General features: G+C 66.7%; 14 protein-coding genes and 1 pseudogene. 6 read left to right on the forward strand and 9 right to left on the reverse strand.

Translation table 11 applies throughout. From position 1 onward, the window contains the following. Positions 1 to 337: 337 nt before the first annotated feature. A complete protein-coding gene (locus tag J5Y10_RS27130; RefSeq protein ID WP_209377272.1) occupies positions 338 to 556 on the reverse strand; it encodes a hypothetical protein in 219 nt (72 codons plus the stop codon). A gap of 349 nt (positions 557 to 905) precedes the next feature. Further along, positions 906 to 1858: pseudogene (locus tag J5Y10_RS27135) on the reverse strand (IS5 family transposase). 12 nt (positions 1859 to 1870) lie between these two features. Here J5Y10_RS27135 and J5Y10_RS27140 point away from each other — a divergent pair. Together J5Y10_RS27140 and J5Y10_RS27145 are read left to right on the forward strand one after the other, a co-directional pair. Continuing rightward, positions 1871 to 2185 (forward strand): hypothetical protein, encoded by a 315-nt coding sequence (locus J5Y10_RS27140; RefSeq protein WP_209377273.1) that lies wholly within the window; start codon positions 1871 to 1873, stop codon positions 2183 to 2185. A gap of 168 nt (positions 2186 to 2353) precedes the next feature. After that, on the forward strand, positions 2354 to 3250 hold the full coding sequence (locus tag J5Y10_RS27145; protein WP_342453043.1) for a DMT family transporter: 897 nt from the start codon (positions 2354 to 2356) through the stop codon (positions 3248 to 3250). 305 nt (positions 3251 to 3555) lie between these two features. Here J5Y10_RS27145 and J5Y10_RS27150 read toward each other — a convergent pair whose 3' ends face one another. After that, positions 3556 to 4350 carry an NAD(P)-dependent oxidoreductase gene (locus tag J5Y10_RS27150; protein ID WP_209377274.1) on the reverse strand — a complete coding sequence of 265 codons (795 nt, stop codon included), beginning with the start codon at positions 4348 to 4350 and terminating at the stop codon, positions 3556 to 3558. 122 nt (positions 4351 to 4472) lie between these two features. Here J5Y10_RS27150 and J5Y10_RS27155 point away from each other — a divergent pair, with 122 nt between their 5' ends. Then, the gene (locus J5Y10_RS27155; RefSeq protein WP_209377275.1) at positions 4473 to 5366 is read left to right on the forward strand and encodes a LysR family transcriptional regulator; all 894 of its coding nucleotides are present in this window, start codon (positions 4473 to 4475) and stop codon (positions 5364 to 5366) included. Between the two features lie 10 nt (positions 5367 to 5376). Here J5Y10_RS27155 and J5Y10_RS27160 read toward each other — a convergent pair whose 3' ends face one another. Next, a complete protein-coding gene (locus J5Y10_RS27160) occupies positions 5377 to 6519 on the reverse strand; it encodes an LLM class flavin-dependent oxidoreductase (protein WP_209377276.1) in 1143 nt (380 codons plus the stop codon). Between the two features lie 273 nt (positions 6520 to 6792). On the opposite strand from J5Y10_RS27160, the gene J5Y10_RS27165 reads away from it, so the two are divergent. Further along, a complete protein-coding gene (locus tag J5Y10_RS27165; protein ID WP_209377277.1) occupies positions 6793 to 7764 on the forward strand; it encodes a Bug family tripartite tricarboxylate transporter substrate binding protein in 972 nt (323 codons plus the stop codon). Positions 7765 to 8124: 360 nt separating this feature from the next. Here the strand turns inward: J5Y10_RS27165 and J5Y10_RS27170 are convergent, their stop codons facing one another. From J5Y10_RS27170 to J5Y10_RS27180, 3 genes are all read right to left on the reverse strand, one after another. Next, complete coding sequence (locus J5Y10_RS27170; protein WP_209377102.1) at positions 8125 to 8367, reverse strand: hypothetical protein; 243 nt, start codon at positions 8365 to 8367, stop codon at positions 8125 to 8127. 319 nt (positions 8368 to 8686) lie between these two features. Beyond that, positions 8687 to 9922, reverse strand: a complete 1236-nt coding sequence (locus tag J5Y10_RS27175; RefSeq protein ID WP_209377278.1) for a DUF2254 domain-containing protein — start codon at positions 9920 to 9922, stop codon at positions 8687 to 8689. Positions 9923 to 10043: 121 nt separating this feature from the next. Further along, entirely contained in the window at positions 10044 to 10586 is a 543-nt protein-coding gene (locus J5Y10_RS27180; RefSeq protein WP_209377279.1) for a DUF421 domain-containing protein, read from the reverse strand. A 202-nt stretch (positions 10587 to 10788) separates the two neighbouring features. On the opposite strand from J5Y10_RS27180, the gene J5Y10_RS27185 reads away from it, so the two are divergent. After that, positions 10789 to 11628 carry a class I SAM-dependent DNA methyltransferase gene (locus J5Y10_RS27185; RefSeq protein WP_209377280.1) on the forward strand — a complete coding sequence of 280 codons (840 nt, stop codon included), beginning with the start codon at positions 10789 to 10791 and terminating at the stop codon, positions 11626 to 11628. Positions 11629 to 11835: 207 nt separating this feature from the next. On the opposite strand, the gene J5Y10_RS27190 is transcribed toward J5Y10_RS27185, so the two are convergent. Beyond that, positions 11836 to 12738, reverse strand: coding sequence for a LysR family transcriptional regulator (locus J5Y10_RS27190; RefSeq protein WP_209377281.1), 903 nt, complete (start codon positions 12736 to 12738; stop codon positions 11836 to 11838). A 105-nt stretch (positions 12739 to 12843) separates the two neighbouring features. Here J5Y10_RS27190 and J5Y10_RS27195 point away from each other — a divergent pair, with 105 nt between their 5' ends. After that, positions 12844 to 13593: an SDR family oxidoreductase gene (locus J5Y10_RS27195; RefSeq protein ID WP_209377282.1), complete on the forward strand. Its 750-nt coding sequence runs from the start codon at positions 12844 to 12846 to the stop codon at positions 13591 to 13593. Positions 13594 to 13770: 177 nt separating this feature from the next. On the opposite strand, the gene J5Y10_RS28650 is transcribed toward J5Y10_RS27195, so the two are convergent. Continuing rightward, positions 13771 to 14100 carry a DUF3489 domain-containing protein gene (locus J5Y10_RS28650; protein WP_209377283.1) on the reverse strand — a complete coding sequence of 110 codons (330 nt, stop codon included), beginning with the start codon at positions 14098 to 14100 and terminating at the stop codon, positions 13771 to 13773. Positions 14101 to 14609 lie beyond the last annotated feature (509 nt).

Genomic DNA, 14609 nt, shown 5'->3' on the forward strand with positions numbered 1-14609 from the left:
CGTCGAGACCGGCAACGACAGCTGGCGGTTCAAGAACCGCGTCTGACTACCCCCTCAGCACGCCTCGCCAGAGGGGTCCCTATTGCGCGCCGATCCGGGGTCCCGATTCCGTGCCGATTGACACCCTTGGCATGCCCGATACCGTCGCGCGCACCTGATCAGGACATCAAAGACCTAACCGCGTCCCCAACGCCGATTTCCGCAACAGAGCCCTTTTGGCCCGTCAGCACGCCCCTAGTTGAGGGAAGGGGCCGCCAGGCGTCCCTGACAGCCCCTCTCGGGCCAGATCAGGCCCAGGCCCCAGGACAAGCGCCTGGGCCGTCGCTGACGCGGCTGGTTACGAGCTCTGGCCCGCGCCGCCCGTGGCGCCGCTCCGGCTCAGGAGGTTCTGCTCGGCGTCGGAGAGGCTGCCGGCGAGCGGGGTGCGGCTGTCGGCCTGGACCCAACGGCCGGAAGCGGTGGCGCCCTCGGGGACGCGATCCTGGTCGGCAAAGGCCGGGGCGGCGATCGAGCCGATCAGGGCCGCGGCGAGGGCGAGGGGGCGAAGGTTCATCATGGCTGCATATCCTGGGTGGATGAGGCGGCGGGGTGCCGCTCTCTGTTGACCAGGAGGTGCGCCCTGGCGGAGTGGAACTCCAACGCAGGTGGTGGATGCCACTTATCCACGGAATGGATGCGTAAGCCCCCCCCAGTTGCTTTCCGCGAGCAGCCCCTCCCCAGAGAATGTTTTTGCCCAGCACCTACCGCTGCTCCAATCTTCTCCAGAAGAACTTTTCTCTGGGTGGGTTGGGATCGCGCTTTTCCGTGTGTCTCCCCTGCATTTTCGGCGTGCACTTTGATAATTCAAAGGGGCCTTGTTGCGTAATTCCGGCGCGGTTTAGAGCTGATCCTTCGTTCGGGCTGGTTTAGGCGCGAGCGACGGTGTCAGACATGCCGAGGGCGTTGAAGGTGTTGAGGATGGCGCAGCGGATCTGGACCTCGGCGACCTGACGGGCGGGGTCGCGGGCCGCAAGGCGCTCGCCGAGGCGCTTGAGGCGTGACATCGCCGTCTCTGCCAGGCTGCGTCGTTGATAGCCGCTCCACCTCTTCCAGAGACGGCGTCCAAGGCGCTTGATGGCGCGCAGGGTCTCATTGCGCTCGCCGGCACCTGGCGTTCGAGCCTTCCATGGCCGACCGTTGCGCCTGGGCGGCACGACCAGGTCTGCCGCATGGGCGGCAGAGGCCCCGTAGACACCGCGGGTGTCATAGGCACCGTCGCGGCTGATGACCCCAATCTGCTCCCCTTGTGGCACCTGCGTCAGCAGGCCCGGTACAATCTCGCCCTCGCCGTGCCGGTGGTCGGTCATCTCGACCGCCCGCACCTCATGGCTCTCGGCGTCAATGATCATGTGGACCTTGCGCCAGATCCGGCGCTTGTCGGCCCCGTGCTTTCTCATCTTCCACTCGCCCTCGCCCAGCACCTTCAACCCCGTACTGTCGAGGACCAGGTGCAGCGGCCCACCTCGGGGGCGGTAGGGGATGGTGACCACCAAGCCCTTCTGCCGACGCTAGAGAGTGCTGTAGTGCGGCACCCGCCAGTCCAGGCCAGCCAGGCGGATCAGGCCCCCCGCCATGCCCTGGGCGGCCCGCAGTGGCAGCTGGTAGAGGACCTTCAGCGTCAGCACCGTCTGGATTGCCGCATCCGTGAAGACCTGCGGCCGGCCCCGCCTGCCCGTCCCTTCCCGGCATGCCAGGACAGATCGGGCGAGATCCAGACCGTCAGGTCGCCGCGGGCGACCAGGGCCCGATTGTACTCACGCCAGTTCCGCATCCGATAATGCCTCCGCGGCCGGCCAGAACCCCTGTCTTTCTCGCCCATTGCACCTCACCGTTGCTGAGTTACACAACAACGCCCTTCCGCTGGGAGCTCGACAGCGGCTCCATCAAGGCGACGGCCAAGGTGGGCCAGAGCCTCTACCGCATGGAGACCGAGAGCGGGCCGGTGGCGGCCGCGATCTTCTGGATGAAGGCGAGGGCCGGCTGGCGGGAGAAGCACGACGTGACCGTCCAGGCCGAGATGGCCGACCCGGATAGGGCGCGCCAGCGCGTTGCCCGCTGGATCGAGGCTCTGGTGTCGCGGCTGCCCGACGACCCGGTCGAAGCGTCCCGCGTCTACCAGCACCTCATCCAGGGGAAGGCTGGGTGAACCAGGCGAGCCCCTGTCCTACCTAGCGCTGAGATACAACAGGACCCGCAGCTTCCTTCACAGCAATCGCCCTTCTCCGGGCTTTTCGGCGCCACAACATCTCGCTAGTGCTGCGGCTCGGCCTCGCCAAGCGCGGGCAAGAAGGGCCGCGATGGGTGGAAAATAGCCGTGTCTGCATTCCCCCGCCTGGGCAGCATGCCCACGGGCGCCACTGGCGGCGTCATCATGATGCTGCTCGGCGTACTGCTCTTCGCCGTTAACGATACACTCGGCAAATGGCTGGTAGGCTCCTACACGGTCGGGCAGCTCCTGCTGGTGCGCAGCGCCGCCGGGCTTTGTGCCATGGCCCCCTCGATCAGGAGGGCAGGTCCCCACGCTTTCTCTCGGGCGCCGCGCCCCGCATTGCAGTTGCTGCGCATCGCGTTCTCCACGCTGGAGTCCTCGCTATTCTTCTGGGCCCTCACGGAGCTGCCCCTGGCGGAGGTCATGACCTACTACATGGCCGGCCCGATCTACGTGACCGCTCTCTCTCCCTTTCTTCTGGGCGAGCGAGTTGGGTGGCGCCGCTGGACGGCCGTGGCGGTGGGCTTTAGCGGTGTCGTCCTGGCACTGCACCCCTCACCCGCCTCCCTCTCCTTCGGTGCGGTCTGCGCTCTGGTGGGCAGCTTCAGCTACGCCTGCTTCCTGATAGCCACTCGTAAGTTGGCGGGTGTGCCGGGGACAGTGCTGATGACGGCGCAACTCCTGGCCGCGCTGCTCTTTGGCACCGTGCTGGTCTTGGCCCAGGGCTGGACGCCGCCCGGGGCCATGGACCTCGTGCTCATGCTCTTTCTCGGGATCGGCTCGCTCGGCGGCAATCTCTGCGTTAACCAGGCGCTGCGGATCGCGCCGGCTTCCGTGGTGGTCCCCTACCAATACACGCTGATCCTCTGGGGCATGCTGTTTGGTTATCTCTTCTTCGGCGAAGTGATTGGGCTGCTGACAATGGCCGGAGCCGTAATCATCATTGGCGCCGGGCTCTTCATTTTTCTGCGCGAGCAGCAGCTGCGCCGGGAGACCCGTTGACCGTCCCTCGGATCAAGGTCCCAGCAGACTGCGAAGACTGGCGAGGGCAGTACCGAGCATGCCCTGTTCAACACCGACCAACGACCGTTGATCGGTGGTGAACACCCCCTCAATTGGCCGTTGCCAACACGGTACGTTCACCTGGCGAAGTAGCCTCTTCCACTATGCTCGACCGCCGCATCCTGAGCGTAGGCTGCAGCCCGGATGAAGAACTGCATCGCGATCTCCCGGGTCTCGTGAAGAACACTCTGGGCTAGACGCGTAGCACCGAAGTTTCTGCCTACGCTTTCCTTCAAGCACCATATTCAAGCGTGCCTTAGGACCTGACTACGGCGCACAAGTACGTTCACGGCCTCGCTGAGCGGCACCGACACGCCGGCATCCAAAGCGGAACGGAGTGCTATCTCCATGTCCTTGATGGACCAAGGCATCTCCCCCGCTCGATCCCAATGTTGCAGCGCCCAGTTGTTCGCGCTGCTAGTCACTAGGGCTCGGCGCAACGAGGCGGGATCTAAATCCCAAGCTGCCGCGAGGCGTAGCCCCTCCTCATTGGCCATGGCACAGGCCCAGAGGATCATGTTGTTGACCGTCTTAGCGATCTGCGCCGCCCCAAGCCGAGTACCGACAATCTCCACATCGGCAACGTAGGGCTTCATCAGCGCGACTGCATCGCGGCAATCGGCGTCCGGGCCCGACAGGAAGGCGAGAAGCGTACCGGCGATCGCACCCATTTCCGCGCGGCACACGGGGGCATCCACAACCCGGATGCCAGAAGCCAGGGCCACAGTTCCCATCCGAGCGATGAACTCCGGCGCTACGGTGCTGATGACCAGCACCAGCGTACCCGGCCGGCAGTGGGCGACGATGCCGCCCTCGCCGGTCATGATCTCCTCCACTTGGCGCTCGGAGCCGACCATGATGACGACCGCTTCGGCCTGGGGGTATACCCCCGAAGGATCGGTGACGACCTGGCCGCCCTTTGCCACGAAGAGCGACCGCCGCTCCGCCGAGGGATCGAAGCCAACCACGGCATGGCCCGCATCGCGGGCGTGGCATGCCATCGGCAAGCCCATGCGGCCCAGGCCTGAGTAGAGGATCATGCGCGCTGGCTCCCTGCTGGCCAGATAGTGGCCTTTGAACATCCAGCCCCCGATGTTATCGAAGCGAGCAAGGCCCTATCAGCCGCCGCGCCGAAATTGACCATTGCACCGGGGGAAAAAGAGTGGACCTGCTGAAGAGCGTGCAGGTCTTCGCCAAAGTGGCCGAGACGGGCAGCTTCTCGCGCGCGGCCACGCGGCTCTCCATTTCCAACGCAGCGGCCACCCGTCACGTGGCCATGTTGGAAAAGCGATTCGCGGTTCGCCTATTCGAGCGGACTACGCGCCGCCTGCGCCTGACAGAAGCCGGGCATGTCTGCCTGGAGCATTGCATTCGCGCGCTGGCGGAGCTGGAACTCGCCGAGATGTCGGCGAGCCATGGTGCCGTTACGCCGGAGGGCACGCTTCGCGTCAGCTCCACCTCCCTGTTCTGGATGGTGTGCATCGCGCCACGACTGCCGGCCTTCCTCCGGCGATACCCAAGCCTGACGTTGCAGGTCAACCTGACCGAGCGGCAGCCCGATCTGGTCGACGAAGGGTACGACGCCTCCGTGCAGTTCCTGGAGCCGATCGGGCAAACGCTGGTGGCACGGCGGCTGCGCCGCATCGATCGCGTGGTCTGCGCCTCGCCGGACTACATCGCCCGCCGGGGAAGGCCGGCCAGCATTCCCGAAGTGGAAGGGCATGACTGTCTCGTCTACGCGCAATCCGCCGAGGCGGTGGAGTGGCAGTTCGACACGGAGAATGGCCGGGTGGCTGCCGTGCCCTTCGGGCAGCTTCGCTCGACCGACGCGCAGACTTTGCGCTTGGCGGCGCTGGCCGGATTGGGCCTTGTACGCAGCCCGCGCTTCCTGATCGAGGAGGACATCCGAGACGGGCGTCTCATCCCGCTTCTGGAGCATGCTCGTTCGGTCGACCCGGACCTGTACGTCGTCTTTCCCAGCCGCAAGTTCATGCCGGCCAAGCTGCGCGTCTTCGTCGACTTCCTGAGCACTGAGTTCGGCGAGCAGAGCGGCTAGGGGGATCACCTCAGCCCGCCTGCTTGTGCCGCAGCCCCTCTCGCTCCAGGCGTGGCAGCACCTCCTGCACGAAGAAGGGGATCTCCTTCAGATAGTCGAGGAAGGCAATCGAGGTGCCTGCCAGGCCATGGCCGCTCATCGCCGCCATCTCGGCCACGATGTCGTCGGGCGTTCCAACGAGTGGGAGGGCACCGGGATAGGCGCCGGCAAAGCGCTTCCCCGTCGTGACGTTGAACCGTGAATCGAACGGGCGGACGACCGTGCTGGCGCCGCTCCCAGCACTGGTCCCCCGCATGCGGCGGTAGTAGTCCTGCCCCTCCGTATCGGCCATTTCCTCGGCGAAGTAGTGGAAGAATTCCTCGGCCTCCCGCCGCGTCGGGCGGCATACGACATGCGACATGCCGAAGACGGAGATGCTGCGATTCCGATTGGCCATGTAGCTGTCGACATCAGTGATAATACCGGGAATCTGATCAACCTGCGTCAGATTCGTGAACAGGACATCGGCAGCCTGTGCGGCGAAGTCCCGTCCCTTCGGCGAGAAGCCCGCCGACATGACGGCCGGCCATGGCCGCTGCACCGACAAAGGATCAGTCTCAAGCCGCCGGAGCTTGAAGAAGCGCCCGTCCCAATCGAATTCCGGCCCGCCTGATAGGAGCTTCGACCAGATCTGGAACCACTCCAGGCCATGATCGTAGCGCGCTTCTTGGTCGATGGTGACGCCGTGGAGATCGAACTCCTCCTGGTTCCATCCGCAGACGATGTTCAGGCCCGCGCGGCCGTGAGTAATGTGGTCGATCGTCGCCATCGCCTTGGCCGCGAACGCTGGGGTGACGAGCGGGACGTGCACCGTGCAGAAGATGGCAATGCGCTGCGTGAGCGCGCCAAGGGCCGCACCATGGGTCAATGTCTCGAAGGACCGCCCATAGATCTTTGCCTTGCCCTGGTAAGCGCGCCATTTGGCCACAGGCAAAATGAATTCGAGCCCTGCTTGGTCGGCGATGCGCGCCATTGCGACGATGTCGTCCCAATCCGCCTTCCAGCGCTCCGGCGCGAGGCTCATGGTCAGGCCGCCGTCACAATTGGCGCTGAAGATGCCCAGCTTGAAGCGGTTCGGGCCGAAGAGAGGGTTCCGTTGACGGTCGATCTCCATGGTCTTCTCCCCGTGATGAGACGCACCGCATCCAACGCAGCTCGTAGACCCAGAAAAAGGAGGGCCGGCGAAAAATGCCTTTACGAATAGGGGAAGAATGCAGCGGCCGCTTCCAAGCATCGTATTATTGCTGCTTCTGGAAAGATCAGTTGTCGGGGGCGATCATAATTCCTTGGCACTCGCCGAGATAAGGTACGTAGGCTGTCGCGCGATTCGTCACGGCCCAGAAGTTTGAAACAGGAGGAAGCGCAGTTGCAACGGATGCTCCCGCCCGTGTCCCGTCGCTCCCTGGCCGGCGCCGCAATAGTAGGCCTACTGCCGCCGGCTACGGCTTTTGCGCAGAATTATCCATCCCGGCCCATCCGGCTGATCGTTCCCTGGCCGGCCGGGGGGATCGCCGATGCATCGGGGCGCATCATCGCACAGCACCTGGGCGAGCGCCTTTCTGTGCAGGTTTTCGTCGACAACCGCGGTGGCGCAAATGGGCGTATCGGCGCGGAACTAGCCGCGAAGGCAGTGCCAGATGGGCAGACGCTCTTCATGGCCTCCGCCGAAACTCATTCCATCAACCCAGCGATTTATCGCACGCTTCCCTACAGCCCGACGCGTGACTTCGTGGCCATTGCCCCGTTCGTTCTAAACCCTTTTGCCCTTGTTGCGCGCATGGATTTCCCGGCAGATTCGGTGCGGGAAGTGATGGCACTGGCGAAGGCGAGCCCTTGGAAGTTCACCTATGCATCCTGGGGTATCGGCAGCACCTCTCAGATCGGCATGGAGATGATCAGCGCGCCGTCCGGTGCGCAAATGGTGCACGTACCCTTCCCCGGTGAGGCGCCGGGAGTGGTTGCCCTCATGGCGGGACAGGTCGATCTCATGGTGCTGCCCGCTGCACGCGCAAACACCTTTCGGCGTGAAGGCAAGGTAAAGGTCTTCGCTGTGACTCTGCAGGAGCGACACCCATTGCTGCCCGATGTGCCCGGCATGCGTGAGGAGGGGTTCCCGTCTGTGAATGTGGCAAACTGGTTTGGCATCACGGCGCCAACGAAGACGCCGTCTCCGTACGTTGATCGACTGGCGGCTGAGGTGAATGCGATCGTGCAGGTTCCCGAGATCCGGGCGCAGTTCCAATCTCTGGGTGTCGATGCCCATGCGCCGATGACCCAGCAAGCGTTTCAGGATTTCCTGGCCTCTGATGCAGACCGCTGGGCTGATGTCGTCCGGCGGGCAAACATTAGCCTAGATTGAAAGGAACACCGCGCCGAACACTGGGCAATCATCTTGTACGTCTACAAGCCCTACCCCGAGGCATCGCTCAGTTCCTCTCCGGCGGACCCCTCGCCAGCCGGACATCGGTAGCGATGCCCTCCGCCCGCTGCGCTCCCACACTACCCACTTCCAGCGCGAGTCTATGTGCAGTGCGTGTTACCTCTTTCTGTCGAGCCAAGGCCGCAGCCGCGGCACAGGGCAGCGAGCTTGGTCTCTACTCCTATTTCCGCCTAGTATAGCCGGGTCGCTTGAACGGCCGTAAGCGCCGCCCAGGTCCGTTCCGCGATCAGGTCCCGCCACGCTTTCAATGCTGTCAGCTCTCAGAGCTTCCGCGGCGGGTCAGCGGCCCCAGCGCTGGCGGGCAGCCCAGGCTTCTCGCTCCCGCTCCTCCTGCCACTCCTCTCGACGCCACTCCCGGCGAGCTCGCCGCGCCTCGCGTTCGCGCCGGCGGAACTCTTGCTCCCGCCAGCGCTCGTACTCCTCGCGGCGGCGCCGCTCCTCGTACCAAGGCTGGGCGGCAGCTGGCGCCACTGCGGCTAGCAGGGCAAAGGGCGAGGCAAGCAGCGCGCGACGGGTGGACATGGACTTCCCTCCGGTTAGTGGCCCCCTCGGGCCGAGGCACCCACGCTCCAGCGGGCTCGCCTGCTGCTCGCAACGTCCCAGGTCGCGGCGGTTGACCCCAAACGCCCCACGACCCGTGCCACTGTCGTATGGGTCCACACGGCCCCACCGCGCAGCTTCGGTACTCCCCGCCCCATCAGAACCCGAGCCATCCCGGCGTTGGTGGTACTTCCCTTCCGGCCGTTAACGTGCCGGTTGGCTGCAGAGACATCAGACATAGAATTCTGACTGCCAAGCGGGCGTAGTGGGCGGACGCCAGGCCGGCACAGGGCAACCCGCGTCAACGCAGCGTCAGGGCGACCACTGCCGCCTTCTCCGATGGAAGGGCAAGGGCCAGCTCGGCATGCTCCGTCACCCGGAAGGAGGCGCGACGCGCCGGTTCGCCGAAGCGTTCCGGAGAGAGGCCCGAGAGCGCGCCGAGGACCTTCTGCAAGCGGAGAGGGACCTGCACGATCCCGGCGCCCTCGCGCGCCAACGGCTGGAAGAAGTCCTCCAGCAGGTCGTCCGTGGAAAGGCCCGGCACGCGGATGAGAGGGTATTCGGGTTCAGCCTCGGGCACCGTCAGATCGGGTATCCATTGGGAGAGCACGCGCAGCCCGGCACCGATCACAGCAATGGCGGTGCCGTAATCCGCGGCGGTCGGCGGGAGGGACTTGGACCCGATTTCGGCCAGCACCGAGAGGCCGAAGCGTGGGTCCTGTTCCCAGCTCCGGTCGTGCCCCAGCAGGAAGGCATCGCGCACGGCGTCCATGCGAGCCGTGTCCGCCCCTGTATCCACCCACGCCAGCGGGGCGGCCGGGTGCACGAAGGTGCCTGGCAGGACCGCCACGTCCAGCGGAGCGTCCCGCCCCTGCATCGCGCGCGACAGCGCCATCATGTCGATATGCTGGACGTAGCCGATCTCCTTCGGGAAAACCGGGCGGGGCTGGCGGTGGCCGGGGTCCGGCGGGATACCGCCCAGATAGGGCCGGTCCCGCCGGGCACGCAGGGCCTTGGAGGCTGCCTCCTCCACCAGTCGGATCGTCTCGCCGACCCGGCCGAAAGCGGTGAGTTGCTGCATCCATCGCAGCAGGGTGATGACGATCAGGACGATCACCACCACCGTCGCGCCGAGGAGCACCAGTCGCCCGCCCGGCCCATAGCTGCGGGTGGAAAGGGCGATGATGCCCACGATCGAGAACATGAAGGCGCCGAGGAAGGTAGCGAGCGCATTATGGGCCCGGCGATCCTCGCTCCAGAGAGTGGTCGCACGAGGAGTGATGCCGGAGGAGGCGTAGCCGAGCGCGTTCACCAGCACGGTCAGCGAGAAAGTTGTCACAGTCAGCATGGAGGAGGCGAGGATCCCCAGCACATTGCCGACCGCGTCCGCGCCAACCTGCAGGGCGAAGTTGTCCGGCACGTTGAACTGGAAGCGCCAGGCGAGGAGAGCCGTGAGCACTCCGGCGGCGCAGTAGACCGTGGCCCGCACCCAGGCCTGCCGCAGGGTGCGGGTCACGATCAGGCGCCATCTCGGCATCTCGTCCATCCTGTTCACGGCCTCTCCTCTCCGCCGTGCCAATCCGTGCCCGCCATGGAGCGTCCTAACTAACGCAGGAGGCGAGCCGGTGGCGGCGACACGACAGGGACGGGCCGTTGTTTCAGGGCTGCGGTTCGACCCGCGCCTGCCGCGCGGCGACGGGCTGGATGAGATTGCCCATGTCTCCGCGCCCGCTCGTGCGGCGGATGACGGAGAGCTGGCCTCGCGCCTCTAGAATCGCGAACCGGACCTCGCCGAGGTCCTCAACGCCCTGCCGGCGCAGGAGGGCATAGAGGTCGGCGTGCGTCAGCCCGCACTGCGCGAGGTCGCGCTCCAGCACCCGGGCGTCCAGGACGAGGAGCCTCGGCGCCGGGTCGAGGAGGTGGCCGACCGAGGGAGAGGCGTGTAGCCTGGTAACACACCAGTGGCCGGCGAGCACGGCCGCGAGCGTCGCAACACCCGTGAGATAGCTCGCATCGTGCGCGTTCGGGATCCGGCCGACGATCGCGCCCACCGCAACGGCGGCGACGAAGTCGAAGGGCGACAGATCGGCAAGGGTACGGCGCGAGCCGAAGCGCAGCCCGACGACGGCGCTGAGATAGAGCAGCAGTGCCTTGAGGGCGATCCAGCCCACCTCCCCCGCTCCGCCCAGCAGGTGTTCCATCGCGATCCCTCCGTGCCACCTGCCGACGCCGGGCGAGAGCCTGGATCAACCTCGGTGGGTTGGCCACCCTGCCGAGATCACTGTTCTGGGCTCCGGACGGGCAGGGTTTCCGCAATAGCTGGCCTTCCCGTGCGGGAGATAAGTCCGGGAGGAGCTCTCGAATGGGTTTGAACGTGCTCTGCTTCGGTGACACGAAGCGGATATGCAGACACCGCCGCATCATTGCTTCTCTGAGCCCGCATCCGACATGGAGCTGGGCTCTCGCCGGGGAACCGCAGGCTTTGACGCATGGTCCGATCGAGCTCTGCCCTCTCTGTATGATCAGGCCGAGCTCTACGATGCGATCGTGCAGCCGGGACCCTGCGAGGCATTCTACCGTGAGGAGGCGCAGCGGCAGGGCGGGCCGGTGCTCGAGCTGGCATGCGGAACCGGGCGCCTGACACTGCCGATCGCGGCGGATGGGCATGAGGTAATCGGGCTCGATGCATCCCACGCTATGCTGGCGGCTGCTGCGCGCAAGGCAGGGGAGCGGCGGCTCTCCGCAAACTTCGTCCTCGGTGACATCCGTGACTTCGACCTCGGCCGGCGCTTCGGAATGGTGATCATCTCCTGCAACTCGCTCGCCCACCTGACGGAGGCGGAGGATCTGCGTGCCTGCCTAGCGGCGGTTCGGCGGCACTTGGCTCCCGGAGGACTGTTCGCCTTTGACGTGGTCAGCCCAGATCTCAGCACGCTCGGCCCGGCCGGGAGCGAAGCGCGGCGGCTGGATCTTGGCCCGAACCCGTCCTCGGCGATCATGGCGAAGGAAATCTCTGCCTACGACCCCATCACGCAGGTGCGGACCGCCCAGTGGCAGGTCCGCCAATCCGGGGGCGCGGTGCAGGTGCTGGCCCCGCTGGTCCTCCGCCAGTTCTTCCCGCAGGAGGTGCCCTGGTTGCTCGAAGTCTGCGGCTTCTTGCTCGCCGAGCGCTACGGCGACTTCGCGCGGAACCCACTGGACCGGGGGAGCCTGAACCAGGTCTGCCTGGCTCGCATGGCCTGACTTCACCGGACCTTCCCAACCGAGAGAGCGAGAGCACAGCGGGGGTGACCGCGCTCCGCTGGACGAGGAGCTTTCTGTCGGCATGTTCAAGGCGGCAACGGCGGCCTCCCCCCGCCCCACCCAGCACCGCCCCACGTGCCCGTGCCGCCGCCAGCGCCGCCCGGGTCCGCTCGACACCCATCTCGGTCGGCTGGCGGCCATCATCGGTCAGGGGCCGATCGGCCGGGATCGCGCAACGAAGTCGAGGAAGGTCCGGAATGCCGACGACATCTGGCGCCGGCACGGGTAGTACAGGAACCAGCTCGGCAACATCGGGCACCAATCCTCCAGCACCGGCACGAGCCCGCCCGACGTGATCGCAGCCCGCGTATACTCCTCCGGCAGCCGCGCCAGCCCCACGCCGTCCAGCGCGCCGCGTAGCGCTACGTGCGGGTCGTTCACAGTCAGCGGCCCCTCCGGCGTGATGGTTACCTCCCGACCATCCCTCGTGAACTCCCACGGAAAGATGCTGCCGCCGGGAAAGCGGTGCCGCACGCAGTCATGCCGCAGCAGGTCCTCGGGCTGCCCGGGCGTCCCGCGCCGCATCAGGTAGTCCGGCGCCCCGAGCACGAGGTAGCGCACCGGCCCGCCCAGCGGGACAGCGACCATGTCCCGCGCCAGATCCTCGCCGAAGCGCACGCCCGCATCGAACCCGTGCTCCACGATGTCCACCCGCGCGGCATCGCTGATCAGCTCCAACGACACGTCCGGGTTGGCCGCCATGAACGGCCGCGCGAGAGGCGCCAGCCGGAACTCCAGCGCGGGGATCGGCGCATTGATGCGGACCGTCCCGGTGGGCCGGTCGCGGAAGTCATTGACCATGTCCATCGCCGCCGCGATATCGTCCAGCGCTGGCTGCAGCCGCTGCAGCAGCATCCGCCCGGCCTCGGTCGGCGAGACGCTGCGCGTCGTGCGGTGCAGCAGCCGCACCCCCATACGCTCCTCCAGGTTCCTCATTGTGAGGCTGAGCGCCGAGACGGAGACACCGCGCTCCTCCGCCGCTCTGCGGAAGCTCCGCGCCTTGGCGATCGCCGCAAAGGCCTCCAGCTCCGCCAGGTTCCGCGGCCGCATTGTTGAGCCATCCTTCACAAGCCAGGAAGAGAAATCCAGCTTATCGAACAATCCGCCCCGGGCCAAAACGCACCCCACTCCTCAGCAACAGGACTGGAGCCAGCCATGGACATCACCGGCAACACCATCCTCGTCACGGGCGGCGGCACGGGCATCGGCCGCGGCCTCGCCGAGGCCCTCCACGCCACGGGCAACACCGTCATCATCGCCGGACGCCGCCTCGCGCCGCTGGAGGCCGTCGCCTCCGCTCACCCCGGCATGCACCTTGCCACCCTCGACATCGACGACGCCTCCGGGATCCCGGACTTCGCCGCGCGGGTGGCGGCGGAGCACCCCCGCCTGAACATCCTCGTCAACAACGCCGGCATCATGCGCGTCGAGGACGTGCTCACCGGCCCGGACGCCCTGGCCATCGCCGAGGCCACGATCACGACCAACCTGCTGGGCCCGATCCGCCTGACCTCCGCCCTGCTGCCGCACCTCCTGGCGCAGCCGAAGGCCGCGGTGGTGAATGTCTCCTCCGGCCTTGCCTTCGTGCCGCGCGCGGACACACCGACCTACTCGGCCACGAAGGCCGCGATCCACTCCTACAGCATCTCCCTCCGCCACCAGCTCCGGAACAGCGCCGTGCAGGTGATCGAGTTGGCACCGCCCCTGGTCGCGACTGACCTCACGCCCGGCCAGCGCGATAACCCCCGTGCGCTAGCGCTGGAGGACTTTATTCGCGAGAGCATGGCCCTCCTCGCCGCCGATCCGAACGCCGCCGAGATCCTGGTGGAGCGCGTGAAGACACAGCGAACCGCCGAGGCGACCGGGCGTTTTGGGGCCGTGTTCGACATGATCAACCCGCACTAAGGCCGGGGCGGCGCCATCCCCGCGGAAGGCACTCGGCGTGGACCGCCGCCCAATGGCAGCTCTCCTCCTCATCGCGTCGGGAAGCTGCCATGCCGCCCTGCTCGGCCGTGGAGACCCGGTACAGCGCGACAGCGTAGCGGGGCCGGGTGGAGGCGCGGGAAGAACGAGAGCCGGCCATCAGCCCTGCTCCCCGCTGATCCGGTAGACGCTGTGGCTGCCCTTGGCACCCTGTGCTCCGGGGCCGACCTGGCGCACGCGCTCCAGGACCTCAACGGCGTGCCCCTTCTTCTTCAATCTGGCCAGGAAGCCCCGGACCGTGTGCTGTGCCCAGCCCGTCGCATCCATGATCCCGGTGAGGGTGGCGCCCATTTCCCTGCGCAGGCGGGTGAGGACGGTCTGGTTCTTGGTGCCCTCGCGCGGACGGCGTGGAACAGAGGGGTCGCGAGCGGGGCGGTTTGCGCCAGCACGGGTCAGGGCGGCCCGGAATGCCTCGATGGACACCGGCACGGCTGACCGCTCCAGGCCCGCGTCCCAGGCCACCAGCAGGGCCGTGGCGGTAGTCCGGAGGGTGGCGCGAGGTTATGACGCCGCGGGAGGCTCGACGGGAGCCTCTCGCCCCCCTGGGGCGGAACTGCTGGCCGGCGGCCCTCCTCGGCCCTCCTGCGCGTCCGTAGCCGCCTCAGCGGCGTGCGGCGCCCCCACTGCCGCCAGCCCGGCCGCGGTAATCCGGAGCACGGTACCTTCCGCGCCAGGCACCTCCTCCAGCAGCCGGCCTTCAGCATGCTCTGGAACACCGCGTTGCGGGCGGCGGTTGGCAGAATCGGGGGCGCCTCGGCCAGCCGCTCCGGGTGCTGGGTGGCCGACGCTAGGATCTGCGCCTGTGTGGGGGAAAGCGGCTTGGTCATCGTCAGGTCCCTGGATCGGACCCGACCAACCGGGTCCTACGACCCAGAGCCCTGACCAGAGTGGGTCAGGGTGGCGAGGGAGGATGCTGGTACCTTCCGCGCCACTGACGC

Source organism: Roseomonas indoligenes (assembly GCF_017813365.1).
Taxonomy (GTDB): domain Bacteria; phylum Pseudomonadota; class Alphaproteobacteria; order Acetobacterales; family Acetobacteraceae; genus Roseomonas; species Roseomonas indoligenes.

What these genes read in the sequence shown, in the direction of transcription:
- J5Y10_RS27130 (WP_209377272.1), bottom strand. Translation starts at nt 556, where the DNA reads ATGATGAACCTTCGCCCCCTCGCCCTCGCCGCGGCCCTGATCGGCTCG.
- J5Y10_RS27150 (WP_209377274.1), bottom strand. Translation starts at nt 4,350, where the DNA reads ATGATCCTCTACTCAGGCCTGGGCCGCATGGGCTTGCCGATGGCATGC.
- J5Y10_RS27160 (WP_209377276.1), bottom strand. Translation starts at nt 6,519, where the DNA reads ATGGAGATCGACCGTCAACGGAACCCTCTCTTCGGCCCGAACCGCTTC.
- J5Y10_RS27170 (WP_209377102.1), bottom strand. Translation starts at nt 8,367, where the DNA reads ATGTCCACCCGTCGCGCGCTGCTTGCCTCGCCCTTTGCCCTGCTAGCC.
- J5Y10_RS27175 (WP_209377278.1), bottom strand. Translation starts at nt 9,922, where the DNA reads ATGCCGAGATGGCGCCTGATCGTGACCCGCACCCTGCGGCAGGCCTGG.
- J5Y10_RS27180 (WP_209377279.1), bottom strand. Translation starts at nt 10,586, where the DNA reads ATGGAACACCTGCTGGGCGGAGCGGGGGAGGTGGGCTGGATCGCCCTC.
- J5Y10_RS27185 (WP_209377280.1), top strand. Translation starts at nt 10,789, where the DNA reads ATGCAGACACCGCCGCATCATTGCTTCTCTGAGCCCGCATCCGACATG.
- J5Y10_RS27190 (WP_209377281.1), bottom strand. Translation starts at nt 12,738, where the DNA reads ATGCGGCCGCGGAACCTGGCGGAGCTGGAGGCCTTTGCGGCGATCGCC.
- J5Y10_RS27195 (WP_209377282.1), top strand. Translation starts at nt 12,844, where the DNA reads ATGGACATCACCGGCAACACCATCCTCGTCACGGGCGGCGGCACGGGC.